Here is a 22,869-nt window from a genome sequence, read left to right on the forward strand (position 1 = left end):
GTGTTATCCGGTATTAGCCCCGGTTTCCCGGGGTTATCCCAGTCTTACAGGTAGGTTGCCCACGTGTTACTCACCCGTCCGCCGCTCGTTCCACAGGCTTCACCCCGAAGGGATCCGTCTGCTTCCCGCGCTCGACTTGCATGTATTAGGCACGCCGCCAGCGTTCGTCCTGAGCCAAGATCAAACTCTCCATAAAAGTTAGTTTGAATATGATTGACACCAATCAATCATATAATTGTCTTAGCTTTAATAATTGAAATCAGGGTTTAAAAGTTTAACTTTTAACCTGTTTTCTTGACATACTGGTTGTTTTGTTCAGTTTTCAAGGAGCAAATTTCGTTGCCGCCTCTCAAAATGGCGACTTCTTAAATATACCATCTTTCTAAGATAATGTCAATAATGTAATTGACTAATTTTTAAAAGATGTTTACGTTGCCGAATGCTTTTAAATGCGCAACGTCATTTAATTTACCACGATTTCTTTACTTAATCAAGGATAAATTTTAATGAAATTTTGCCGGCGAAATTCGTCATGAATTTTTGCGACAGAATTAACTTTATCATGGCTAATTTTTAAAGTCAACAATTATCTTATCCAAACTATAGTGGGAAATGCATCAAGAAAAGGGCTACAATTCTAACCACCGAACTATAGCCTGTATTTCAATAATTAAGAGAATTACTGTAAAGACTCATCTTTTCCATCACTCATCATTAATTCGATATTTCCGTTGATATACGCGTGCACCTTTTGTTTGAATTCTTTCTGCAATAAGAATTCCTTTCTCGGTTAGATAACTAAGCATCGCAGTTAAGTCTAATTGGTACGGCGAAACTTTCCCGTTTTGTTTTAGTTCACCATATGACCAACTATCCTCCTTAGTTTCCATAATACTTAATAAATGTTTTGCAGATACTTCGGCTCTCGTACTAATAACAAAGTCAGAAGCAATTATCATCAGTTGCAGTCGTTTAGAAATAGCTTCATCACTCTGTATTAATTCATCATACAATTTAAACACTTCAGGATCTATTTGTCTTACCTGATTCCACAGTGTTACTTCTGGATGATATCCTTTTTCAATTACTGCTAGTCTTGCTAAATAATGCAGTGAGTGTACCATTCTGCTAAATGCATCTTTATATTGTTCTGATGTGTAAAGATCCTTAACTTCACTATAACTTTTAACTAACTTACCAAATTCCATCGCCTTGCGTAAGTCTCTTTTTTCATGTGGAAAGTTTCTCAGTTGGTCTTTTAACTGCGAAAGGTATTCATTCCGATCAAAGATAACTTTTCCATCAATTATCCATTCGACCGCCTTCCGATATCCACTCGTATCAATCCATTCCATTAACAGCTCTTCTGTCACAGTGTGCATTGCTGCAATCTTGCCATCAAATTCGTAATGCTTTTCCTGCCATTTGCTTTCAGCTTCGTCAACTATAATGAGTAATATAACATCGAAATTATCTGTAATCGGACTGTTTGGCTTTGTTTTTTCTATTATAACGATCCCTAATGTGCTAGCATTCCCAGCACGTTCCTGATATATCGGTCTTAATAAATCCTCCATGTCACAAATCCTCCATTTACTTGGCAGTTAAGGAAGTATAAATACTTTCTTATTGCATAAATGCAACTAAAGCTTCTCTAATAAAGCTTGGTAATAAGCCAAGTTTTCTAAACTACTATAATATATTTCGTTATAATTTTGTGAAATCCTTTTTTTAAAATCAAAAAAAACATGAAAATATGCTATACTACCCATGTAACATATAAGGAGGACAAACATGGCGCAACAATTAGTCTATTCAAGTAAAATTAATAAAATCCGGTCTTTTGCTCTAATTCAAATATTCATCGGATTTGCTTTTATGTACGGAGGAATCTTAACGAAGAAAATTGAATGGTTAATGGTAACATTCTTTATAATAGGTGTTTTATTTGTGATCTTCAGCTGTGTCGTTTATTTTTGGATTGGTTTGCTATCAACTAAGGCTGTTCCAATCATTTGTCCAAACTGCGAAAATCCAACAAAGATGCTTGGCCGTGTTGATGCTTGTATGCATTGTAAAGAACCATTAACACTTGATAAGGAATTAGAAGGTAAAGAGTTCGATGAAAAGTACAATACAAGGAAATATCGAAAAGAAGCAAAAGCTAATACTAAGAATAATGAATAAATCCGTCACTTTGGCGGATTTTTTTAAGCAGTTAAGTATAAATACTTTCTAAGACTCATTCACATTTTATTGTATCCTGAAGTAATCCGTACAGATTACGGCTCAAACTTTTGACGAATATTTGATGAAGAAAGTGGGCGATAGATTATGTGCAGATTAACGTTTAATTTCACTGATCATAATGAAAAGAAAAATCCAATACTTTTCCAGGATCCACTGGAAATTATTGAGACTACTTGCATTGAGGAAGTAAAACCAGCACTAGAAAAGATACAGAAAGCTATTGATTCTGGATTCTATGCAGCAGGATATTTATCTTATGAAGCTGCACCAGCCTTCGATAATGCCTATCAGGTTAATTCAGGTTCAAAAATGCCGTTACTTTGGTTCGGGATTTTTCAGGAATCACTTCATGAAATAGAAAACAATAAGGCTTCCTATAATGTTAGCGAATGGAAACCAACTGTAAGTATAGAAGAATATAATTCCAATATTGATAGAATAAAAAATCAGATTAAATTAGGCGACACATATCAAGTAAATTATACAATTCGTATGGAATCTGAATTCGAAGGGGATGCAACTGCTTATTACAATCAATTGGCCAGTGCACAAACATCAGATTACAGTGCGTATATGGACCTTGGTGATTTCTCCATTCTATCCGCTTCTCCAGAATTATTTTTTAAAATGCGAAATGGAAAAATTACAACAAAACCAATGAAGGGGACCATCGGGCGAGGGAAATCATACAGCGAGGATCTTAAAAACGCTGAATGGCTTTTCCAATCTGAAAAGAACCGGGCTGAAAACGTAATGATTGTTGACTTATTACGCAATGACCTGGGTATGATTGCCAAACCGGGTTCTGTAAAAGTCCCAAGACTATATTCAATAGAGAAATATCCCACTGTTTATCAAATGACCTCAACAGTAACTGCAGAAGTTAAGGATGGTACTAGAATACTCGATGTATTTAACGTGTTGTTCCCATGTGGATCTATTACCGGTGCGCCAAAAGTAAGTACAATGAAGATTATTTCTACCTTAGAAAATTCACCTCGTGAGGTTTATTGCGGAACAATGGGTTATATCACCCCTGAACAAGAAGCGATTTTTAACGTGCCAATTCGAACAGTCATGATTGATAACCGAGATGGCAGTGCTCAATACGGCGTAGGTGGTGGCATCACTTGGGACTCCACAAAACAAGGTGAATATGAGGAAATTCTACATAAAACAAAATTGTTAACGAGGGACAAATGTGATTTTCAACTTCTCGAAACGCTAGGATTAAGAGATAGAGAATATATCGTTTTAGATTACCACTTAGAACGATTGGATAATTCAGCTGCCTACTTTAACTTTCAAATTGATTTAGCGTATGTAAGGAAGAGATTAATTAAATTTGCAGAATCAATTACTAACGGCGAATATCGCGTACGTTTACTCGTATCAGCAGATGGAGAAATTTCTATAGAAAGTAATGTTCCTGCTGTCCTTGATAAGCCAGTATATGTAAAATTGGCACCTAATCCGATTAACAAACAGGATGAGTTTTTATACCATAAAACAACGAACCGTACTGTATATGAAAAGTTCGACAAAACTGGTTTATTTGATGTTTTGCTATGGAATGAGGAACGCGAGGTAACAGAATTCACCATTGGTAATGTTGTAATCGAATTGAATGACAAACTGTATACACCACCAGTTGAATGCGGACTATTAGCTGGAACGTATCGGAAATATTTATTAGAAGAAGGCATTATAACGGAACGAAGGATAAAATTGGAAGAAATTCATTTATGTTCGAAGGTATGGCTTATAAATAGTGTACGAAAATGGGTTGAAGTCAGATTTGAATAAAACAAATCCAGCTGCCATCTGAGGCATCTGGATTTTTATCTTTAAATTAGTGCTTTTGTGTTTGTATTTGCTGGCAGTCTTCACATTTACCGTATATTTCCATTCGGTGATGACTAACATCAAAACCTGTTACCTGCTCAGCCAACGATTCCACTTCATCCAAAGTTGGATAATGAAAATCAACAATTTTGCCACATGCGTCACAAATAATATGGTAGTGTTCGGTTGTATTGCAGTCAAATCGGCTTGAGGAATCACCATAAGTAAGTTCACGAACAAGCCCTATCTCACGCAACACACGTAAGTTATTGTAGACTGTAGCAACACTCATGTTTGGAAATTTTCCTTCCAGAGCCTTATAAATATCATCAGCTGTAGGATGAATCATCGAGTTAAGAAGATAGTCAAGAACGGCATGACGTTGTGGTGTAATCCGAACGCCAGAGTCTTTTAACGTATTAATGGCTTCATTTAATTTATTGTCAGACACCGTCATGCACCTCACTTTCAATTATATGGTCGAAACTAATAATATTCTTATATTATAATCTTTATAATTAGTTTACCTGCTCATACAGTATTCTGTCAATATAAGTATATTGGAACTTTAAAGTTATTATAACCTGAAAAGAAAAAACGAACGATTCCAATATTTGAAAAGCGCTCGTTTTTATATAGATTAGATGTCTGCTTTTAATGGTATTTCTTTTCCATCCAAGCTTTGATTAACATATCTGGCGGCAACAAATAAAAAGTCGGATAATCGGTTTAAATACGATACAACAAGTGGATTAAGTGCTTCATCGCCCATCCCAACTGCTGTACGCTCCGCCCTTCTTGCCACAGTTCTTGCTGTGTGTAATGCACTGGATGCACTATGTCCCGACGGTAAAATAAAGTTTCGTAACGGCTCCAGGGTTTTATCCCATTCATCAATCTGATCTTCAAGCTCCTGGATATGCTCTTTTTTCAACTTCCAGGTTACTTCTTTATCCTCAGGTGTTGCAAGCTCTGCCCCAACATGAAATAAAATCGTTTGAATGCGGTGCATTTTTTCCAAAAAAGCGTCCTTTTCCGACCAATCTTCTTGATCAAGAAAACTTAATGCCAACCCTATCATTGAGTTTGCCTCATCACATGTTCCATAAGCTTCGACGCGTAAATCATCTTTTGGTACACGCTGACCATAAATTAACGATGTTGTTCCCTTATCGCCTTTTCTAGTATAAATTCGCATATTAATACCCCCTGGTTACATCAATTTTATTAACATAATTATTGCTATTTTCCTTATATACCTGAAGATTTGTTTCAAAAATTTCCAATGCGCGAGTCTGATAATGTGGTGATATGCCTGATAGGTGCGGTGTTACTGTTACGTTCTCTTCCTCCCAAAGTGGATGATTTTCTGGAAGTGGTTCTGTTTCAAATACATCCAGCACTGCATGAGCTATTTCCTCTTCTCGTACTGCTTTTAAAATGTCATCACCACGAACAGCATCTCCCCGCCCCATGTTTAAAAACACTGCATGGTAAGGCATCATTTGAAAATGTTCAAATGTAAAAAAGTCCTTCGTCTCCGATGTGCTCGGCAAAACAGATACTATAAAATCTGCTTCCGGCAATACTTCTACCATTGATTCATTCACAAGGTTGTAATCAAAATACTCTACTCGTTTGCCACTTCTGGAAATGCCATATGTTTTCATTTGAAATGCCTTCGCAAGTCGTGCTACTTCTTGTCCAATAGCACCTGTTCCAGCTATCAGCATTGTTTTCCCGGTGATTTCGTTCATTCGAACTGATCTGTCCCATTTATTTTGTGCTTCATTTTGTATTAACTGTTTACCTTGACGATATACTTGAAGCAGTGAAAAAATAGCGTACTCAGCCATTGGATGCTTATGAATACCTTTAGCATTAGTAACAAGTATGCCTTTTTCATGAATCGCCTCAAAAGGCATTTGATCCATACCAGCAGAGATTACCATAATCCATTTCAACTTCTCTGCTTTGCTGATTAAATCAGTTGTAAGGTCTTCACCATATGTTAGTAGAATTTCTGCTTTAGCTAAGTGCTGTTTAGCCTCGTCCATATTTTTATAGAAATAGAACGTTTCATCTGGATATTTTTCGATAAGTTTTGTTTTATGTTTGTCTGATAGTTTTGCTGCAGATAAGATCACTCAGCCCAATACCTCCTATTGCCATGTCTATTTCTAGAGTAACCGTTTTCTTTTAAAATTTCCATTTAAAACGATATGTTTAATAGTACGGTATTTAATAATCATATCAAATTTAAGCGAACAATTCTTAATATAAAAAAGATCGTCCTTGATTTTTTGATCATGATTTCGATTCGCATTTCCATTTACTTGAGCAAAGCCGGTAATCCCAGGTTTTACCCGTAACCGTTGTGCCTGATATTTATTATAGTATTCGACAATCTCTACAATTTCCGGACTTGGTCCTACAAGACTCATGTCTCCTTTAAGTACATTATATAGCAGCGGAAGCCGATCAAGGCGATATTTTTTTAGCCATCTTCCAGTGTGTGTCACATTTTGATGTGGATCGCGGTTAAAACTAAACTGATCCGGAACCCCATTATCCCATGATTTCGGAAATGGATGTGGTGGTAATGAGCGAATAACCTTTGATGGATTTGTGAGCGTACGAAACTTTCTTATTAAAAAAGGACGATTATCTTTTCCCATACGAACTTGCCGAAAAAGTATCGGTCTCCCGTCTTTTTTTAATATCCGATAACTTATTAGCAATAGCAATGGGCACGAAATAATTATCAATATCAAACTTCCCGTTACATCAACAATTCTTTTTACTATAAAAAACTTATTGATGTCTATATATGACGCAGGTTTAGACCGAACATTTTGACGAATCTCCATGCAACACACCCCCGCTTTTTAGTATATTCACTACATTTTATTCGATTAAACGGGCTTGTATAACTGTAAATACGAAAATGTAATATTAACTTTGGCTCATTGCTAAAGAGATTGTAGAGAAAGTGAAACATGCATATAAGAAAACTTGGCATTCGTTAAAGGGATTCTTACGAAAGCGTATTTTGCTTTCTTAAATCCCTTATACTCTGGAGTGCAAGCCTTTGGGCGAATTGCCTTAGTTGCACTTATGCAGTAAGAAAGTAGTTATACTTTCTTATCTAGTAAGAAAGCAGCCCATTTGGTATGGACTGCCTATGCTTAAATTATTTATTTTCCCGGATAAACTCCAATGCTTTTTCAACATGGCCTTCAACTTTTACTTTGCGATATTCCTTCTGAAGATTGCCTTCTTTATCAATGATAAACGTAGACCGTTCGATACCATAACTTTCTTTGCCAAAGTTTTTCTTCAATTTCCAAACATCATAGTCTTCAGCTACCTTATGTTCTTCATCTGCTAATAATAGAAAAGGAAGATCATGCTTATCGATAAATTTCTGATGTTGTTCAACTGGATCAGGACTAACTCCGATAATAACTGCATCAAGTTCGCTGAAGCTTTCTTGTGCATCACGGAAATCGCATGCTTCTGTTGTGCATCCTGGCGTCATATCTTTCGGGTAAAAATAAAGCACAACATATTTTCCTTTAAAGTCGGATAAGCTAACTTTTTTTCCGTCCTGATTTGGTAATGTGAAATCTGGGGCTTGTTTGCCTATTTCTACACTCATTATAATATCCCTCCATAAATTTTACGATTATCTTCACTATAGCATATCAGTTTACTCGTCTCTATTTTCTTGATTCGACTGTACAAGACGAAGCACGAAAGCAGTTGGAAGGATATAACCGATTATCGCCTGGACTAAGGCAATGAAACGTCCTAGCCCAATTGGTGTGATATCACCATACCCAATTGTAAGCAATGTCACCCCGCTAAAGTAAAGCGAATGACTGATAGAACCAATTACACTTACCTTTCTCAGCTCCCCATTCTCGACTAATAAAATATTGTTTATGGATAAAATAAAATAGATTAGACCAAAACCAAGAATAACAATAAGATAAATTACCAACAACGTGTAAAAAATTTCAGCAGAAAAACGGCTTTCCCGCATCTGAATATTTATCCGTAACTTTCCTCCACGAATAAAATCAACAAGGCTAGCAATCAAAATAAAACATATACCTATTATAATAATCCATAGAAATAAGCCCATAATATCCCCCGCTCTACGATATACATATGCTTATCCACCTGTTCATTTGTCATTTATTTTTCGAGATTAATACGATAGGATATAAATAGGTCTATAAAAGGGTTCTTCCATAGAAAGTGTATTTTCATCCATATTATCTATACAGCAAGCTGAAGAAATATTCTAGGAGGCATTTTAATGGATTTCACAAAATCAAAAGAACTACACGAGGAAGCACTTCAACATATTGTCGGTGGTGTAAACTCACCATCTCGCGCCTACAAAGGAGTCGGTGGAGGCACACCAGTCTACATGGAACATGCTAAAGGTGCTCATTTCTGGGATGTTGACGACAATAGCTACATCGATTACTTAGCGGCGTATGGACCGATTATCACGGGACATGCCCATCCGCATATTGCAAAAGCAATAACACATGCTGCAACAAATGGAGTTCTTTACGGTACGCCGACAAGACTTGAAAACAAATTTGCCAAAATGCTTAAATCTGCTATTCCATCATTAGAAAAAGTGCGTTTTGTCAATTCAGGTACTGAAGCTGTAATGACTACAGTCCGTGTCGCCCGTGCATATACAAACAGGAATAAGGTTATCAAATTTGCTGGCTGCTACCATGGTCATTTTGACTCTGTATTGGTCGAAGCTGGTTCAGGACCAGCTACATTAGGAACACCTGATTCAGCGGGTATCCCCAAGGCTGTAGCTGAGGATGTCATTACAGTTCCATTTAATAACCTCGATGCATTCAAAGAAGCAATAGATCATTGGGGTGACCAAATTGCTGCAGTATTAGTCGAACCGATAGTTGGCAACTTTGGAATCGTAGAACCGCATGCGGGCTTCTTGCAGGCCGTTAATGACATGACACATGATGCAGGTGCATTGGTGATTTACGATGAAGTAATTACAGCATTTCGTTTCACATACGGAAGTGCGCAGCAGGTTTATGGAATTGAACCTGACATGACTGCAATGGGGAAAATTATTGGCGGTGGATTGCCAATCGGTGCATATGGCGGTCGTCAAGATATAATGGAACAAGTTGCCCCACTTGGCCCTGCATACCAAGCCGGGACTATGGCCGGTAATCCTGCATCGATGGCAGCAGGAATCGCCTGCCTGGAAATATTGCAGGAAGATGGTGTCTACGAAAAATTGGATCAACTAGGAGCACGATTGGAAACTGGAATATTGCAAAAAGCTTCAGAGGAAAATATCCCTATTTCAGTAAATAGATTATGTGGAGCATTAACCGTCTATTTCGGTGATGGTGTGATCACAAATTATGACCAAGCTGAAGCAAGTGACGGCAAAGCATTTGCTCAATTCTTTAAATTGATGCTTGACCAGGGCATTAATTTAGCACCATCTAAGTTCGAAGCATGGTTCCTAACCACCGAACATACTAAGGAAGATATCGATAAAACAATTGAAGCTGTTGGACATGCATTTCGTGTAATGGCTGGCAAATAAAAGAGAATAAGTACACTCTCCATTGGAGGGTGTATTTTTAATTCTAACTTTTTATACTTACTTTATAAGCATTTAATAACATCAACTTTAAGATTAAGTCTTCTTTTTACTAGAATCGAAATTCACAAAGAAAAAGTGGCATCAATTAAAAAGTTTTTTTAGATGCCACTTTTTGCAGTTGGCGTTCGATAGTAGTTATAGAAAAGCTATAAAAGACTTAACGTTTTTTTGCGGACACAGGAGACTTTATTTCTATAAAAAGTGACTTTTCGAACCTATACTGACACAGAAGGCTTTGCACTTAGAAAGTATTTATAATCTATTAACTGCGAACGAAAGTGGCTAACCAAAAAACTCCCCCACAATTAGATGTGAAGGAGCTTTCCAGAAATTACGTGTCGATATATTCATGATCATCCAGATTTTGGACCTGATACAAATTATAATAATTTCCTCTTCGCCTCATTAATTCAGCGTGGGACCCACTCTCTTGGATTTCACCGTTTTCGATGACGACAATTCGGTCAGCGTGTGTGATTGTTGCTAATCGATGTGCCACAATAAATGTCGTACGATCGGATGCCAGCTTTTCGACAGCTTCCTGAATGGTATGTTCACTTTCTAAATCAAGCGCGGAGGTCGCCTCGTCAAAAATTAGAATAGGCGGGTTCTTTAAAAATACACGCGCAATTGCGATACGTTGCTTTTGTCCGCCAGAAAGTTTAACACCTCGTTCGCCGACAAGTGTTTCATAGCCATGAACTAACCCTTCAATAAAATCATGAGCGTTCGCAGCCTTTGCTGCAGCAATAACCTCTTCATATGTGGCATCAGGGTTTCCCATCCGAATATTCATGGATATAGATTCACTAAATAATGTATTATCTTGTAAAACCATTCCGATGTTATCACGTAATGACCTTGCCTTAACATCTCTGATGTCATTACCATCTACTTTTATCGATCCTTTTGTTACATCATAAAACCGTGGAATAAGGCTGATGAGGGTTGATTTACCTCCACCACTCATACCTACAAATGCTATTGTCTCACCATGTCGAACATTTAGAGAAACGTTGCGTAATACTTCCTCTTCCTCTTCTTCATATTGGAATGAGACATTTTCGATATCAATTTTTCCATCAACACGACCAAGTTGCTTCGCATTTTCCTTATCGACAATATCATATTTCTCGTTCATTAACTCAAAAACACGGTCAATAGATGCAATCGACTGCGTTAGAACAGTTGAGGAGCTAACAAGTCGGCGTAATGGGCTGTATACTCTTTCCATATATCCAACAAACGCAACCATTGTCCCCATTGACAGACTGCCACTGATCACTTGATATCCGGCGAATGCAATTACTAATAATGGCGCAAGATCAGTTATCGTGTTCATTACTGCAAAAGTTTTTGCGTTCCAGTCAGTATGATTTAATGCTTTTTGTAAGAAGTTATCATTTCTGGAATCAAACTGATCTTGTTCATATTCTTCCAATGCAAAACTTCGCGTAACTGGAATACCTTGTACGCGCTCATGTAAATGACCCTGAACTTCAGCAAGCGATTGTGAACGGTCACGCGTAAGACGCCTAAGTTTTCCATAGAAGTATTTAACGGAAAATCCGTATAATGGGAATAACATAATCGATACTAGTGTTAACCAGACGTTCATCGTTAACATAATTATAATTGCAATTAAAATAGTAATCATATCCAGCCAGATATTCATTAACCCAGTTATCACGAAAGTTTTTGTTTGTTCGACATCATGTATTACCCGGGAAATAATTTCCCCGGTTTTTGTCTTAGAATAGAATCTAAGACTCAGCTTTTGAATGTGGTCAAACAGTTTATCCCTTATGTCATATAGGATTGTGTTCCCTACCCATTGAGCCATATATTGTCGAATGTATTCAATGGGTGGACGTAAAACAAGAAATACTACAAAAGCTCCACCCATTAACCAAAAAAGATCATTGAGTTTCGCAGCATCTGTCATATCTTCTGCATTAATAATATCATCAATTACATATTTTAAAATTAATGGCATTAACAACGGAATACCAAATTTAACGATACCTATGAGCACCGTCCAAAGTATTTTCCATTTATATGGTTTAACAAACTGTAAATATTCTTTAGTACTACTCATATACTTCGCTTCCTTATTTGCTTAAGACTTTAATTGAAAATGCGCTGCTATCTTATTGTAACAAAGGCTTTTTTTACACACTTCCTGCATTATAAGACTTTACTGTTGCGAATTCAATTAATCGGTTTACCTATACGTCAGATAACGTTCATACCACTGATCGATAAAATCAGGGGAAAAAGGACCTTTGCGTTGTCTGACCCAGTGCAGTAAATATTCTATGTTATTATGCAAAATGCGATCTAGAACAGCGGGGTAATTCATCTGCTGCTTATGTTCTTCATATTCATCCTCATCGAGTAAATCATAAGTCATATCAGGGTACACCTTTACATCTAAATCATAATCAATATACTTTAATGCCTCATCATCATATACAAATGGAGAACTAATATTACAATAATAGTGTATCCCGTCATTACGGAGCATACCTATAATATTAAACCAATACTTTGAATGGAAATAAGAAATAGCTGGTTCGCGGGTAATCCAAGTTCTGCCATCACTCTCTTTTACCATTGTTTTATCATTTGCACCAATGACAATTAATTCTGTTCCTTTTAAAACAAGACTGTTTTCCCATACACGATGCAGTTGTCCATTATGTTTATAGCTTTGTATCTCCATTGTTGACCCTGCTTTTGGACCAGACATTCTATCTCTCCTTCTAATCACATCTCTTTGTCCTTATATTATAAGGCCAAGAAAAGTATAGATAAAGCAAAGTCTTTTAAAAGAAATGGCATTCGTTATAGGGATTCTTATGATGCGTAATTTTACCTTCTAGAACCACTAATACGTTGAAAAGGCTTTATAGATAAGCATTAGTTGCACTTAATGTAAGAATGAATTTTCTTAAATGCCATCAAAAAAAGAGCTTCCTGAGGCAGGAAGCTCTTTTGTGTCTAAAAATCGGGGATTGGTACGTTATTTTTTCTTTTGCTTAGATTGTTGGTTCTGCTTTCTAACTTCTTGAGCATTTGTTTCAGATGCAAATTCAGTACCGTACTGACCTTGCCCTTGTGCAGCTTGTTGATTTTGCTGTTTTACTTTTTGAACGTTTGTTCCAGCAGCTGATTTGTTAGGTTGTTGTTGCTTAGCCATCAGTATCACCTCCGCAATAATTAATTTCTCCATTTTAAAAATTGTTATCCATAATAAACGTAGTTAAAATTACCTTTAATTGGGATTAAATCCCAATATCGAATAAAGGATTTTTTTCTACATATAATAATTAGGACAAGTATTCGTTAACGGAGGTTTTACACATCGATACACCTAGAGATTTCGCCGAATTATCAATGATAAGCAAAACACAGTGGAATAATAATGAATTGGATTATTTTCAGCATGCTCTCTCACAGCTTTTACCATATGTAAATGCAGAGGGCTTGTCGATATTACAGGAAATAAATGATGAAATGCACAAAAGAGGATAATTGTTTTATTTCTTAACGCTTTCGCTTAGTCAAATGCTGGTGCAAACCCTTATATCAACCGCGATCTACCTTTAAAACCGCTCCATGTCTAGAACAAGAGTGCAAGCGCCTGTTCAGCGCCGTATGGACTGCGCTCAGCGCTGCGGATGGGTCGACGTTGCCGCGCAAAGCAGCGGTCTTAGTCGATCTTCCTTTTCCTTGATAAAGGATACACGAAGAGCGTAAAGCTGCCACATTAGATGGCAGCTCATTCTTCACGCATATACTTCATCATTTTTTGGTGCGAGACTGGGAATGGATAATCAGCTAGCCTATTTTTATCGACCAACTTAACCCTTTTATCAATGACCTTTTCACTTTCTGTAGTTGCTTCAATAATATCGAGTTGCCATATAATATGAGAAAATACATGTTTTAATTTCCCTAAGTTATTCCCTAAGTCAACCTGTATACCGTATTCCATATCAACCCAATTTTCGATATGGTCCATCCCAATTTCATCTATGGGGACCATTGGAAATTGCCACATATTAGCAAGCAGACCGGTTTCAGAACGTTTTTCAATAATATATTCGTTCTTTTCATTTCGAATTAATAATGCAACATACGGAATTGTCTTCTGTTTTTTAGCTTTTGATTTTATAGGTAATTTCTGTTCAACACCATCTTCAAATGCTCTGCACTGCTCTTGAACAGGACACAACATACACATTGGGGATTTTGGTGTGCATACTAAGGCACCTAGTTCCATTATCCCTTGATTAAACGCAGATGGATCATCATCCGAAATTATATTCTTTGTATAACGCTCAAAGTCCTTTTTAACTTTAGGCTGTGCAATATCGTCTTCTATTTTTAAAACACGTGATAAAACTCGCATCACATTCCCATCAACGGCTGGCTCTGGCTGATTGAAGGCAATTGATAATATAGCACCTTTTGTATATGGACCAACACCTTTTAAAGCGCCCAAATCTTTTGGATTAGCAGGAACTTTACTCCCATATGCAGAAACAACTTCTCTGACAGCGTTTTGTAGGTTACGTGCACGGGAATAATATCCAAGACCTTCCCATGTTTTAAGAACATCTTGTTGGTCGGCATCTGCTAAATCCTGTAAAGTTGGATACTTTGTAATAAATCGTTGAAAATAAGGGATAACTGTATCAACTTTTGTTTGCTGCAGCATTATTTCAGAGACCCATACTTTATATGGATCCTGATCTTTGCGCCATGGGAGATCACGTTTATTGGCATGATACCAGTTAATTAAGTTAGCCTGAAATTTTGAAATGTCGAAATTCTGTAATGTCTTATCAATCATACATTTACATCCTTTATGTTATAATTATTAAGTTGAAAGTAATTCTCGACAAGTGACAGGCACCACCCGAAATTTGTCGAATTATTGTCTAGGAGGGCCTGGTCTTATGGATACTGGTACCCATATTGCTATGGGCGTTGCACTTGGTGGTCTAGCAACGTTAGATCCTGCAGTGCAAAGTGATCCTACATTGTTTAATGCTATACTTGTCGGTACAATTGTAGGTTCACACGCGCCAGATTTTGATACTGTCTTAAAGCTTAAAAATAACGCTGTTTATATACGGCATCATCGTGGAGCAACTCACTCTATCCCAGCTGTGTTGATGTGGGGAGTCGTCATTGCCGGTCTTATCCATGCAGTCGTACCAGGTGTTAATTTTGTACACCTGTGGGCTTGGACTGCTCTGGCTGTCATTATTCACGTTCTCGTTGATATTCCAAATGCATATGGAACACAAGCATATCGTCCCTTCACAGATAAGTGGGTTGCAAAAGGGTTTATCAACACGTTTGATCCCTATATCTTCCTGCTTCATATTGGAGGAATTGTTGCCTGGATGCTTGGTGCAAACCCTGGGTTCACAATGCTAGTCATCTACGCGGTAATTTTATTATATTATATTAAACGTTATATAGATAAAAAAGATATCGTTCAGAAAATCCATGATTATTTTCCAGACACCGAGCAAATCGCAACTTCGCCTACCATAAAGCAAAATGAATGGCGTGTTGCTATTACAACAACAGACAAATTTTATGTAGGTTCAGTAATACACGGACACATTGAGATATTGGAAGAGTTTGAAAAAGTCCAATTACCAAATAACAAATTAATGAATTTAGCCAAAAAAGACAAAAATATCTCAGCCTTTTTATCATTTTCACCTGTTTATCGATGGGAAATTAATGATTATGATGATTTTACCGAAGTTCGGTTTATAGATTTGCGATATCGTTCCAATGAGCATTACCCATTTGTAGCCGTCGTGCAAATAGATGATAACATGAGAATAATGACCTCCTATACTGGATGGATCTTCTCCGAACAAAAATTACAGAATAAATTAGATGTAGAAAATAATCCAATTTAAACAACAGCACGGTTGCCTCCGCGCTGTTGTTTTACTTTTACTCCACTTTATCACCTAGTAGTGAAATTGGAATAGCTTCTTCCTTTTCATACGTTTCATTTAATAAATTAACTCGATGTCCCCATGCAAACACACCATTTATATAATTAATTTTAAATTTATAACCAGGATCGCCATTCAACTGATGTATATCTGTAGCTTTGAAGTCTTCCGGGTTAAGCATATAAGCCATCGCAACCTGTAACTTTCGCTCATAGATTGCCACTTCACTTATATTACCAAGCTGTTCAGCCTTCTGTGCTTTTTCCTTAAACTTACCAATCTCTTCTCGCAATTGTTCAAGCGAGTAATCACTATATCGTACATCCATTTTTGTATACTCCTTTCCTATCAGTTTACATTTTACCAAGAGTTTAGGAAAATAGAAATAATGATACTCACTAATCTAAGGAGGAAACGATATGCCAACTGTTGCAATTACAGGTGCAGGTAGTGGTCTAGGACGTGCACTTGCCTTAAAATATGCCAGCAATAATTATAAAGTATTTTTACTGGGAAGAACCGACACAAAATTACTTATGGTTCAAAATGACATCCTGAAAGGCGGCGGCCAAGCTGAGGTGATCCTCTGTGATGTTCAAGAACCAGCGTCAGTGAGTATAGCATTTCAACAAATAGGTGAACTAAATGTCTTTATCAATAATGCGGGAATTGGTATTTTTGGTCAGGTAGAGGATTATTCAATTGATGATATCGAATCAACATTGGATACTAATGTTAAAGGCACGATTTTGACAGTACAATCTGCTCTTCCGCAAATTCGTTCTAGTAAAGGGCGAATATTAACGATTATTTCAACTGCAGGATTACGAGGGAAAGTAAATGAGTCAATTTATTGTGCGAGTAAGTTTGCTGTTAAAGGGTTCACAGAGAGCCTACAAAAAGAGTGGGAGAATGACTCCATTGCCATCACAGCTGTTTATATGGGTGGTATGAATACACCATTTTGGGATAAATCAACACACGTTGCCGATGCAACAAGCTTAAAAGGACCTGAAGTAGTTGCTGAACATATTTTCAGGGAAGATGATGGCAGAAAGGAAATATTTATTGATAAATAATTTCATCACTTACTTGGATGGGGGAGTTAACGAGCGGGACCCCTATCCTCACTCGTCAAACGAGGTCTCTAGGAATTTATCAATTAAATCGAAAGTAAACCCCTTTCTATACAAAGCTTCTTTTATCTTATTGCGTAATTCATAGCCCTCAAACTTCTGCTGGTGTTTACGAAGAAGCTTTTCACCTTGTTTCACAATGGCATCCCATTCAGCATCGTCATTTTTTTCTTCTTGTACGTCCGCCAGCACATCCTTGATAACATCTTGTGTAAATCCCTTTTGCATTAATGTTGATTGCAGTTGCTGAACCTGTTGCTTAAATGAGTTGCTTTTACTTGTATTCAGTTTTTTCTCAACCCATTTAGCTGCTTTCACATGCTGTTCCTCATAGGTAAACAAATCAACCGCTTCACTAGCAATTAATTTGGAAACACCTTTATCCATCAATTCTTTTTTTACAAGCATCGGTCCCTTGCTTGCTGTTTGAATTCTTGTTCTAACAAATGAGTCAGCAAACTGCTTATCATCTATTAACCCCTCATCGAGGAGCTTGTCCATAATTTTCGTAATATGCTCTTCATCAACTTCTTTTTTAACAAGATAATCATAAATTTCTTTTTTTGTTCGCATTCGGTAGCTTAAAAAGTTTATTGCAAGGGTATATGATTTATGTAATGTATCTTTTTGGATAAGCGTGGCGATCGTCGTATCGTCTAAATCAAGGTCTTTACGAAGCTTATTCTCGATTAATACCGCTTCATCTACACTGAAGCCGTATTTTTCACCTTGGCCCTCATCCAGAAAGATATTGAACCGATTCTTACGTTTCTTTTGTGTAGTGATCCGGGTAATTTTTGTCAATGTTTCTCACCCCTTTCCCTAATGATAACATGATTTTTTGCCCGGACACTACTGTAAGAATCGATATACTAAAAGCTCTAAAATAGAATAAACTAATATAATAGTGATTAATTACTGGAGTGATAAAATGAATATATTAATTACAGGTGGAACCGGATTTGTTGGCAGCCACCTTACAAAAGCTTTGAACGAGAAAGATCACCACGTTTACATACTCACACGCTTCCCTGAAAAACACACAAACAGCGAAAAAACTTCTTTTATAAGTTATGATTATCAAGTAGAAAAACTCCCTGCAATTCATGGAGTTATTAACCTTGCTGGAGATTCCCTATTTGGTTACTGGTCTAAAAAGAAAAAGGATGCTATTATATCCAGCCGAATTAAGACGACACAAAAAGTTATTGATATTATGAAACAGATGGACAAAAAACCTGACGTATTTATTACTGGGTCAGCAATCGGCTATTATGGAACATCAGAGGATTCTATTTTTACAGAAAACACGAAAGAACCAGGTGATGACTTTTTAGCTAAAGTAGCAGTAGACTGGGAGAAAACTGCAAAACAGGCTGAACAACTGGATATTCGAACGGTTTACACTCGATTTGGCGTCATTTTGGGTAAGGAAGGCGCCCTCCCTTACATGAAGCTTCCAATTAAAATGTTTGCTGGAGGGAAAATAGGTAATGGAGAGCAGTGGGTATCATGGGTTCATATTGAAGATGTTGTCCAGCTTATTCAATTTTGCTTATTTAATACGCATATAAGTGGAGCAGTTAATATCACTTCACCGTATCCAAAGCGTAATAAAGATTTCACTAAAGTATTGGCAAAAGTACTAAAACGCCCATATTGGGTCTCTACCCCATCCCCTATTATCCGGACGGTAATTGGAGAAATGAGCCACCTGATTACGAAGGGACAATTCGTTTTACCACAACAAGCAAAAGATAAAAATTATCAATTTTCGTATCCTTACCTAGAGGAAGCATTACGAGAGACAGAACGTGAATAGGTTGAAATGTATATATTTGTTTGTTGTGGATAATCCTAACACCAAAGCGTAAGCGAGGGGGTTGTCCTATGAAAGGTAAGCCAAAAGACCAGCGTGAAAAGTTTTTGTCCAAAACACAGGAAGTATTGTATCAGAAGGAGTTTAAGCAAGCTGACAAAATACATGGTCAGTTAAGTCAGAGAAGAAACCAAAGGTAATTCTTTGGTTTCTTTTTTTAGGCTCTAGAGCAGCGGATAATGGACTCCCGAATCAGCCACGCCCTGTGCGTCGAAGGCTTGTGGTGAGCCCACGGCTAGTGAAGACACTGTGAAAGCGAGTACTGAAAATCTACGAAACAGTTAATCTTTGTTGTGTCGCAAACAATCTATATCTATAGCAACAATCTTTTATAAAACAACCCTTCTATTTATCCACAAGTTTAATAACAGTGTTAATAACTCTGTGAAACCCCTCCACATATACACCACTTATTCACACTATAGTTGTGCATAAGATTTTATCCTCCTGTTTATATTGTGGATACTCTGCTAAAACGTTGTGTGTAAGTTCACTTTCATGTTAATAACCTTGTGTATAATTATTTTTCTTTTAAAATGAACCTTTTCACGTCATAATTCGTAGATAGACTATCAACAACGATTGGAGTGAATTAGCATGGAAGAAGTAGCATTAATAGATATATTTAGCGAGATCAATTGGGCCATTATTGCACCCATAATCGTTATACAGGGAATTTTGCTTATTGTTTCTTTAATTGATTTAGTAAGAATCGAAAAAACAAACGGGCCCAAATGGCTTTGGTTCATTATCGTTATTTTCATTAACATAATTGGACCAATTATCTATTTTATTTTCGGGAGGAGACAGGATTAAATGGCGTTACTTACGGTTAATAATCTAACCAAGAATTATGACGGCAAATCTGCAGTTAATGAGATAAATTTTCAATTTCAGCCTGGTAAATGTATTGCTCTTATTGGACCAAATGGTGCTGGGAAGACAACTACTTTACGCATGTTATCCGGATTAATCAAACCTACCAGTGGATCAGTTACGTTTTCTGGTATGAAACAAAATGATGATATTAGAAAATACATTGGCTACCTCCCACAGTATCCAGTCTTTTATGCATGGATGACTGGAAAAGAATTTCTGGTCTATGTCGGTCGTCTTGCACATTTATCCAAAGAGGAAGCGAACAAGCGCACAGAAATACTTTTGGAACGTGTTGGTCTGACTGAAGCTAAAAATCGTCGTATTGGTAAATACTCTGGCGGAATGAAGCAACGCCTTGGCATAGCCCAAGCTATGATTCATCACCCAAAGCTTCTGATGCTTGATGAACCGGTATCATCATTGGACCCACTTGGACGCAGGGAAGTCCTAACCTTAATGGAAGAGTTGAAAGAAGACATGACGATTTTATTTTCTACCCACATTCTAGGAGACGCAGATGAGGTTAGTGATGAGCTTTTGCTATTGCATGAGGGACAAATTGTTGAATCTGGTTCCATGGAAGAACTTCGTCATAAGTATCAGACAGCTAAGATAGAACTAGGATTTCAGGACAATCTGGCAAACTATCATACTAAAATAGGTAACCTGCCATCGGTCGTAACATGTTCCATGGATCGAAACACAATCCATGTGACGGCAACCGATATTTTAAGTGCGCGCAAGGAAATTCTCGCAGCTGCTTCTCAAGAAGAATGGCCACTAACATCTTTTGCTATTAATCGCGCGTCTCTCGAAGACATGTTTATGAAGGCGGTGAGCAACTAATGCAATGGATGACACTTTTTAAAAAAGAACTTTTAGAAAATATCCGGAATCTCAAATGGATATGGGTACCTTTAGTCATGATTTTAATCGCCACCATGGATCCGGTATCGAGCTATTACTTACCACAGATTATTGATGCTGTTGGTGGGATGCCAGAGGGAACTGAATTCCAGCTACCTGATTTTACTCCAAGTGATGTTGTTATGATGAGTTTATCGCAAATAAGCAGTATTGGTGTACTTATTATCGTACTTATGTCAATGGGGACAATAGCTGGTGAACGCAAAAGTGGAGTTTCTGAACTAGTTTTGGTTAAACCAGTATCTTATACAAACTATATTACCGCCAAGTGGGCTGCAGTACTATTATTAACTCTGACTGCCTTGGCATTAGGAATGCTTTCCAGCTGGTATTATGTAAATCTTCTGTTTGGTGAATTATCTTTTGGTACACTCCTGCAAATTATTTTCTTTTATGGACTATGGCTTGCATTAGTTGTGTCCTTATCCATCTTTTACAACACATTATTAAAAATACCTGGTCTTGTAGCATTTCTTACGATTGCAACGATCCTGGTAATGAAACTGATTACAACTATCTTTTCACATCTTCTCGAATGGAGTCCTAATAATATTTCAGGATATATTAACCAGATGCTCGTGTCTGGCAGTGTTCCATCTGAACTAACAGGTGCAGCTATGGTAACAATAGTTATGATTATCTTGTTAGTAGCAAGCTCGATCTACATGTTCAAGTCAAAGGAAATGGCGAATTAAAGAATTGAGACAGGGAATAACTAAAACTTCCTAATTGAGAGATGAATAATAGCAGGCTAGGATTTTTAGAATGTTCATTTTCAATGGCTGGATCTAATACGTAGTTGATATATGATGCGACACAGTATTAAAATAATTTATGTGCGATGACATCGCTCCGGAAATACACTACGCTTTCCGTGGGCGGCTGATGAGCCTCCTTGCTCCTACGTCGCTGCGTAGTCTCATCTAGGCCTCAGCTCCCACAGGAGTCTACGTGTATTTCCTCCGCTGGATTGTGTATTACAATCCTAAAAATAAACAAATGTTGTTGTGATGGGTAAGAGAAACTTTAAATCATTTAAATTAACAACTCCAAGGAACGCGCAGTTCTTTATAAATCCAACTGCAGGCTAATACTCCCTTTCACCGACCTGGATACCAAGGCGACATCTGCTCAATCTGACGTTTTACAGTTTCTTCTTAGTCACGGGCATCCTCGTGACGCTAAGAGCGCTTCTCCCGGGGTCTTAAGGCACGTACTGAGTTCCCTTTGGCTAAGAGGGGCAATGTCACGACAAGCATTAATTAATTTACAGGATATAGTGAGAGCAAAACCTAGCGAAGGAAATACATGGAGACTCCTGCGGGAAAAGCAACAGCTGAAGATCCCGCAGGAAGCGTTTTTTGCTTCCGAGGAAGCTGAAGCGTTGCCCGCGGAAAGCGAAGTGTATTTCCGAAGCGGCATCATAGCACTCAAACTTTTTAAATAGTACGTCGCAGTTTATATCTAATCTGCAACAAAAATAAATCCGAACTAATTCGAATTCTATTTCAGGAATTTTGAATCATAGTTCGGATTTTATTTTGACTAAATAACTTTTGCCCAGGTCTCTCTATTTTACTTTTACAGTTGTGATCCTTCTTAAGAATAAAAAGGAAATGCAATAAACTACGATTCCTAAACCTAACATTTGATAAAAGAATGCTAAATCAATCTCTGAAAATAGGTTAATAAAGAAATCGACAATCCAGCCCTTGGCAATACTTATAAGTAATAAAACTACTAATACTCCTAAAAAGCTTCCGCCTCCTGCAAGCCCATATCTAAAGAATATTAGCCCCACTACAAACATGAGTGCAAGAAAGAAGAACATGACTGATGTATCAATAAGGATTCTCGTATACCATGTGTTATCCACAAAATACGCCAGATGAAGAAATGAAAATGTATCAACGCCAGTCATCTCTGCCAATACTTTTACAATCTCCTGGAGAATACTAGCTGCTGTACTCATAAATAATGAGATAGCCAGAAAAAATATCCCTAAGCTGACAAATACGCTTTTACGAGTTGCCCCCATCTTTATGGAAAATGGTATTGATTCTTTCACCGTTAAGAACCCTAAGATCCCACAATAAACATACATTGGGCCTGTTAAACTTAATATCATCATTCCATTCTCTACATCCGTTAAAAAATAAGCGAATGCAAGTGAAACAACTAATATGCTTAGTAAAATCGTCCAAAATATGAGAAGTGAATAACGAATATCAGTAATAAAGAAATAAAGTAGGCCTTTTAATTGTCTGCCCATCG

General features: G+C 37.2%; 25 protein-coding genes and 1 rRNA gene. 11 read left to right on the top strand and 15 right to left on the bottom strand.

Features of this window, described 5'->3' with window-relative positions:
- A 16S ribosomal RNA gene (locus tag J2Z82_RS04960) occupies positions 1–196 on the bottom strand; the annotation flags it as partial.
- A 508-nt stretch (positions 197–704) separates the two neighbouring features.
- Positions 705–1,577 carry a nucleotidyltransferase-like protein gene (locus tag J2Z82_RS04965; protein ID WP_209479685.1) on the bottom strand — a complete coding sequence of 291 codons (873 nt, stop codon included), beginning with the start codon at positions 1,575–1,577 and terminating at the stop codon, positions 705–707.
- Positions 1,578–1,794: 217 nt separating this feature from the next.
- Here J2Z82_RS04965 and J2Z82_RS04970 point away from each other — a divergent pair, with 217 nt between their 5' ends.
- Both J2Z82_RS04970 and pabB read left to right on the top strand, forming a co-directional pair.
- Positions 1,795–2,187, top strand: coding sequence for a YgzB family protein (locus tag J2Z82_RS04970; protein WP_209479686.1), 393 nt, complete (start codon positions 1,795–1,797; stop codon positions 2,185–2,187).
- Positions 2,188–2,334: 147 nt separating this feature from the next.
- The gene (gene pabB / locus J2Z82_RS04975) at positions 2,335–4,056 is read left to right on the top strand and encodes an aminodeoxychorismate synthase component I (protein ID WP_209479687.1); all 1,722 of its coding nucleotides are present in this window, start codon (positions 2,335–2,337) and stop codon (positions 4,054–4,056) included.
- 46 nt (positions 4,057–4,102) lie between these two features.
- On the opposite strand, the gene perR is transcribed toward pabB, so the two are convergent.
- The 6 genes from perR to J2Z82_RS05005 all read right to left on the bottom strand — a co-directional run bounded on the left by perR (position 4,103) and on the right by J2Z82_RS05005 (position 8,245).
- Positions 4,103–4,552, bottom strand: a complete 450-nt coding sequence (gene perR / locus J2Z82_RS04980) for a peroxide-responsive transcriptional repressor PerR (protein ID WP_209479688.1) — start codon at positions 4,550–4,552, stop codon at positions 4,103–4,105.
- A 183-nt stretch (positions 4,553–4,735) separates the two neighbouring features.
- On the bottom strand, positions 4,736–5,293 hold the full coding sequence (locus J2Z82_RS04985) for a cob(I)yrinic acid a,c-diamide adenosyltransferase (RefSeq protein WP_209479689.1): 558 nt from the start codon (positions 5,291–5,293) through the stop codon (positions 4,736–4,738).
- A 1-nt stretch (position 5,294) separates the two neighbouring features.
- The gene (locus tag J2Z82_RS04990) at positions 5,295–6,242 is read right to left on the bottom strand and encodes a D-2-hydroxyacid dehydrogenase (protein ID WP_342453602.1); all 948 of its coding nucleotides are present in this window, start codon (positions 6,240–6,242) and stop codon (positions 5,295–5,297) included.
- 33 nt (positions 6,243–6,275) lie between these two features.
- Complete coding sequence (locus J2Z82_RS04995) at positions 6,276–6,965, bottom strand: sugar transferase (RefSeq protein WP_209479690.1); 690 nt, start codon at positions 6,963–6,965, stop codon at positions 6,276–6,278.
- Positions 6,966–7,288: 323 nt separating this feature from the next.
- A complete protein-coding gene (gene bcp / locus J2Z82_RS05000; RefSeq protein ID WP_209479691.1) occupies positions 7,289–7,756 on the bottom strand; it encodes a thioredoxin-dependent thiol peroxidase in 468 nt (155 codons plus the stop codon).
- A gap of 51 nt (positions 7,757–7,807) precedes the next feature.
- On the bottom strand, positions 7,808–8,245 hold the full coding sequence (locus tag J2Z82_RS05005) for a potassium channel family protein (protein ID WP_209479692.1): 438 nt from the start codon (positions 8,243–8,245) through the stop codon (positions 7,808–7,810).
- Positions 8,246–8,422: 177 nt separating this feature from the next.
- Between J2Z82_RS05005 and J2Z82_RS05010 the strand changes: the two genes are divergently transcribed.
- Positions 8,423–9,718 (top strand): glutamate-1-semialdehyde 2,1-aminomutase, encoded by a 1,296-nt coding sequence (locus tag J2Z82_RS05010; RefSeq protein ID WP_245251114.1) that lies wholly within the window; start codon positions 8,423–8,425, stop codon positions 9,716–9,718.
- 391 nt (positions 9,719–10,109) lie between these two features.
- Here J2Z82_RS05010 and J2Z82_RS05015 read toward each other — a convergent pair whose 3' ends face one another.
- From J2Z82_RS05015 to mutY, 4 genes are all read right to left on the bottom strand, one after another.
- Positions 10,110–11,876 carry an ABC transporter ATP-binding protein gene (locus J2Z82_RS05015; RefSeq protein WP_209479693.1) on the bottom strand — a complete coding sequence of 589 codons (1,767 nt, stop codon included), beginning with the start codon at positions 11,874–11,876 and terminating at the stop codon, positions 10,110–10,112.
- 126 nt (positions 11,877–12,002) lie between these two features.
- On the bottom strand, positions 12,003–12,530 hold the full coding sequence (gene ntdP, locus J2Z82_RS05020) for a nucleoside tri-diphosphate phosphatase (protein ID WP_209479694.1): 528 nt from the start codon (positions 12,528–12,530) through the stop codon (positions 12,003–12,005).
- Positions 12,531–12,803: 273 nt separating this feature from the next.
- The gene (locus J2Z82_RS05025) at positions 12,804–12,980 is read right to left on the bottom strand and encodes a gamma-type small acid-soluble spore protein (RefSeq protein ID WP_209479695.1); all 177 of its coding nucleotides are present in this window, start codon (positions 12,978–12,980) and stop codon (positions 12,804–12,806) included.
- Positions 12,981–13,562: 582 nt separating this feature from the next.
- On the bottom strand, positions 13,563–14,639 hold the full coding sequence (gene mutY, locus J2Z82_RS05030) for an A/G-specific adenine glycosylase (protein ID WP_209479696.1): 1,077 nt from the start codon (positions 14,637–14,639) through the stop codon (positions 13,563–13,565).
- A gap of 106 nt (positions 14,640–14,745) precedes the next feature.
- Between mutY and J2Z82_RS05035 the strand changes: the two genes are divergently transcribed.
- On the top strand, positions 14,746–15,732 hold the full coding sequence (locus J2Z82_RS05035; protein WP_209479697.1) for a metal-dependent hydrolase: 987 nt from the start codon (positions 14,746–14,748) through the stop codon (positions 15,730–15,732).
- 37 nt (positions 15,733–15,769) lie between these two features.
- Here J2Z82_RS05035 and J2Z82_RS05040 read toward each other — a convergent pair whose 3' ends face one another.
- Positions 15,770–16,102: a YfhH family protein gene (locus J2Z82_RS05040; protein WP_209479698.1), complete on the bottom strand. Its 333-nt coding sequence runs from the start codon at positions 16,100–16,102 to the stop codon at positions 15,770–15,772.
- A 91-nt stretch (positions 16,103–16,193) separates the two neighbouring features.
- On the opposite strand from J2Z82_RS05040, the gene J2Z82_RS05045 reads away from it, so the two are divergent.
- Entirely contained in the window at positions 16,194–16,853 is a 660-nt protein-coding gene (locus tag J2Z82_RS05045; protein ID WP_209479699.1) for an SDR family NAD(P)-dependent oxidoreductase, read from the top strand.
- A gap of 48 nt (positions 16,854–16,901) precedes the next feature.
- On the opposite strand, the gene recX is transcribed toward J2Z82_RS05045, so the two are convergent.
- A complete protein-coding gene (gene recX / locus J2Z82_RS05050; RefSeq protein WP_209479700.1) occupies positions 16,902–17,714 on the bottom strand; it encodes a recombination regulator RecX in 813 nt (270 codons plus the stop codon).
- A gap of 127 nt (positions 17,715–17,841) precedes the next feature.
- Here recX and J2Z82_RS05055 point away from each other — a divergent pair, with 127 nt between their 5' ends.
- From J2Z82_RS05055 to J2Z82_RS05080, 6 genes are all read left to right on the top strand, one after another.
- Complete coding sequence (locus tag J2Z82_RS05055; protein ID WP_209479701.1) at positions 17,842–18,732, top strand: TIGR01777 family oxidoreductase; 891 nt, start codon at positions 17,842–17,844, stop codon at positions 18,730–18,732.
- A gap of 68 nt (positions 18,733–18,800) precedes the next feature.
- The gene (locus J2Z82_RS05060) at positions 18,801–18,929 is read left to right on the top strand and encodes a YfhE family protein (RefSeq protein ID WP_209479702.1); all 129 of its coding nucleotides are present in this window, start codon (positions 18,801–18,803) and stop codon (positions 18,927–18,929) included.
- A gap of 457 nt (positions 18,930–19,386) precedes the next feature.
- Complete coding sequence (locus J2Z82_RS05065) at positions 19,387–19,605, top strand: PLDc N-terminal domain-containing protein (RefSeq protein WP_209479703.1); 219 nt, start codon at positions 19,387–19,389, stop codon at positions 19,603–19,605.
- Complete coding sequence (locus tag J2Z82_RS05070) at positions 19,606–20,514, top strand: ABC transporter ATP-binding protein (RefSeq protein ID WP_209479704.1); 909 nt, start codon at positions 19,606–19,608, stop codon at positions 20,512–20,514. It abuts the gene before it with no gap.
- Positions 20,514–21,290, top strand: a complete 777-nt coding sequence (locus tag J2Z82_RS05075) for an ABC transporter permease (protein ID WP_209479705.1) — start codon at positions 20,514–20,516, stop codon at positions 21,288–21,290. The genes J2Z82_RS05070 and J2Z82_RS05075 overlap by 1 nt, the downstream gene beginning before the upstream one ends.
- 548 nt (positions 21,291–21,838) lie before the next feature.
- Positions 21,839–22,042 carry a hypothetical protein gene (locus tag J2Z82_RS05080; RefSeq protein WP_209479875.1) on the top strand — a complete coding sequence of 68 codons (204 nt, stop codon included), beginning with the start codon at positions 21,839–21,841 and terminating at the stop codon, positions 22,040–22,042.
- A 123-nt stretch (positions 22,043–22,165) separates the two neighbouring features.
- On the opposite strand, the gene J2Z82_RS05085 is transcribed toward J2Z82_RS05080, so the two are convergent.
- Positions 22,166–22,867 (bottom strand): hypothetical protein, encoded by a 702-nt coding sequence (locus J2Z82_RS05085; protein WP_209479706.1) that lies wholly within the window; start codon positions 22,865–22,867, stop codon positions 22,166–22,168.
- Between the last annotated feature and the right edge of the window lie 2 nt (positions 22,868–22,869).

Origin of the sequence: Virgibacillus litoralis, from assembly GCF_017873675.1 — a bacterium.
Taxonomy (GTDB): Bacteria; Bacillota; Bacilli; order Bacillales; family Amphibacillaceae; genus Lentibacillus; species Lentibacillus litoralis.

Bases quoted from the DNA above. Each gene is read 5' to 3' on its own strand.
- J2Z82_RS04965 (WP_209479685.1), bottom strand. From the start codon at position 1,577: ATGGAGGATTTATTAAGACCGATATATCAGGAACGTGCTGGGAATGCT.
- J2Z82_RS04970 (WP_209479686.1), top strand. From the start codon at position 1,795: ATGGCGCAACAATTAGTCTATTCAAGTAAAATTAATAAAATCCGGTCT.
- pabB (WP_209479687.1), top strand. From the start codon at position 2,335: ATGTGCAGATTAACGTTTAATTTCACTGATCATAATGAAAAGAAAAAT.
- perR (WP_209479688.1), bottom strand. From the start codon at position 4,552: ATGACGGTGTCTGACAATAAATTAAATGAAGCCATTAATACGTTAAAA.
- J2Z82_RS04985 (WP_209479689.1), bottom strand. From the start codon at position 5,293: ATGCGAATTTATACTAGAAAAGGCGATAAGGGAACAACATCGTTAATT.
- J2Z82_RS04995 (WP_209479690.1), bottom strand. From the start codon at position 6,965: ATGGAGATTCGTCAAAATGTTCGGTCTAAACCTGCGTCATATATAGAC.
- bcp (WP_209479691.1), bottom strand. From the start codon at position 7,756: ATGAGTGTAGAAATAGGCAAACAAGCCCCAGATTTCACATTACCAAAT.
- J2Z82_RS05005 (WP_209479692.1), bottom strand. From the start codon at position 8,245: ATGGGCTTATTTCTATGGATTATTATAATAGGTATATGTTTTATTTTG.
- J2Z82_RS05010 (WP_245251114.1), top strand. From the start codon at position 8,423: ATGGATTTCACAAAATCAAAAGAACTACACGAGGAAGCACTTCAACAT.
- J2Z82_RS05015 (WP_209479693.1), bottom strand. From the start codon at position 11,876: ATGAGTAGTACTAAAGAATATTTACAGTTTGTTAAACCATATAAATGG.
- ntdP (WP_209479694.1), bottom strand. From the start codon at position 12,530: ATGTCTGGTCCAAAAGCAGGGTCAACAATGGAGATACAAAGCTATAAA.
- J2Z82_RS05025 (WP_209479695.1), bottom strand. From the start codon at position 12,980: ATGGCTAAGCAACAACAACCTAACAAATCAGCTGCTGGAACAAACGTT.
- mutY (WP_209479696.1), bottom strand. From the start codon at position 14,639: ATGATTGATAAGACATTACAGAATTTCGACATTTCAAAATTTCAGGCT.
- J2Z82_RS05035 (WP_209479697.1), top strand. From the start codon at position 14,746: ATGGATACTGGTACCCATATTGCTATGGGCGTTGCACTTGGTGGTCTA.
- J2Z82_RS05040 (WP_209479698.1), bottom strand. From the start codon at position 16,102: ATGGATGTACGATATAGTGATTACTCGCTTGAACAATTGCGAGAAGAG.
- J2Z82_RS05045 (WP_209479699.1), top strand. From the start codon at position 16,194: ATGCCAACTGTTGCAATTACAGGTGCAGGTAGTGGTCTAGGACGTGCA.
- J2Z82_RS05055 (WP_209479701.1), top strand. From the start codon at position 17,842: ATGAATATATTAATTACAGGTGGAACCGGATTTGTTGGCAGCCACCTT.
- J2Z82_RS05060 (WP_209479702.1), top strand. From the start codon at position 18,801: ATGAAAGGTAAGCCAAAAGACCAGCGTGAAAAGTTTTTGTCCAAAACA.
- J2Z82_RS05065 (WP_209479703.1), top strand. From the start codon at position 19,387: ATGGAAGAAGTAGCATTAATAGATATATTTAGCGAGATCAATTGGGCC.
- J2Z82_RS05070 (WP_209479704.1), top strand. From the start codon at position 19,606: ATGGCGTTACTTACGGTTAATAATCTAACCAAGAATTATGACGGCAAA.
- J2Z82_RS05075 (WP_209479705.1), top strand. From the start codon at position 20,514: ATGCAATGGATGACACTTTTTAAAAAAGAACTTTTAGAAAATATCCGG.
- J2Z82_RS05080 (WP_209479875.1), top strand. From the start codon at position 21,839: ATGTCACGACAAGCATTAATTAATTTACAGGATATAGTGAGAGCAAAA.
- J2Z82_RS05085 (WP_209479706.1), bottom strand. From the start codon at position 22,867: ATGGGCAGACAATTAAAAGGCCTACTTTATTTCTTTATTACTGATATT.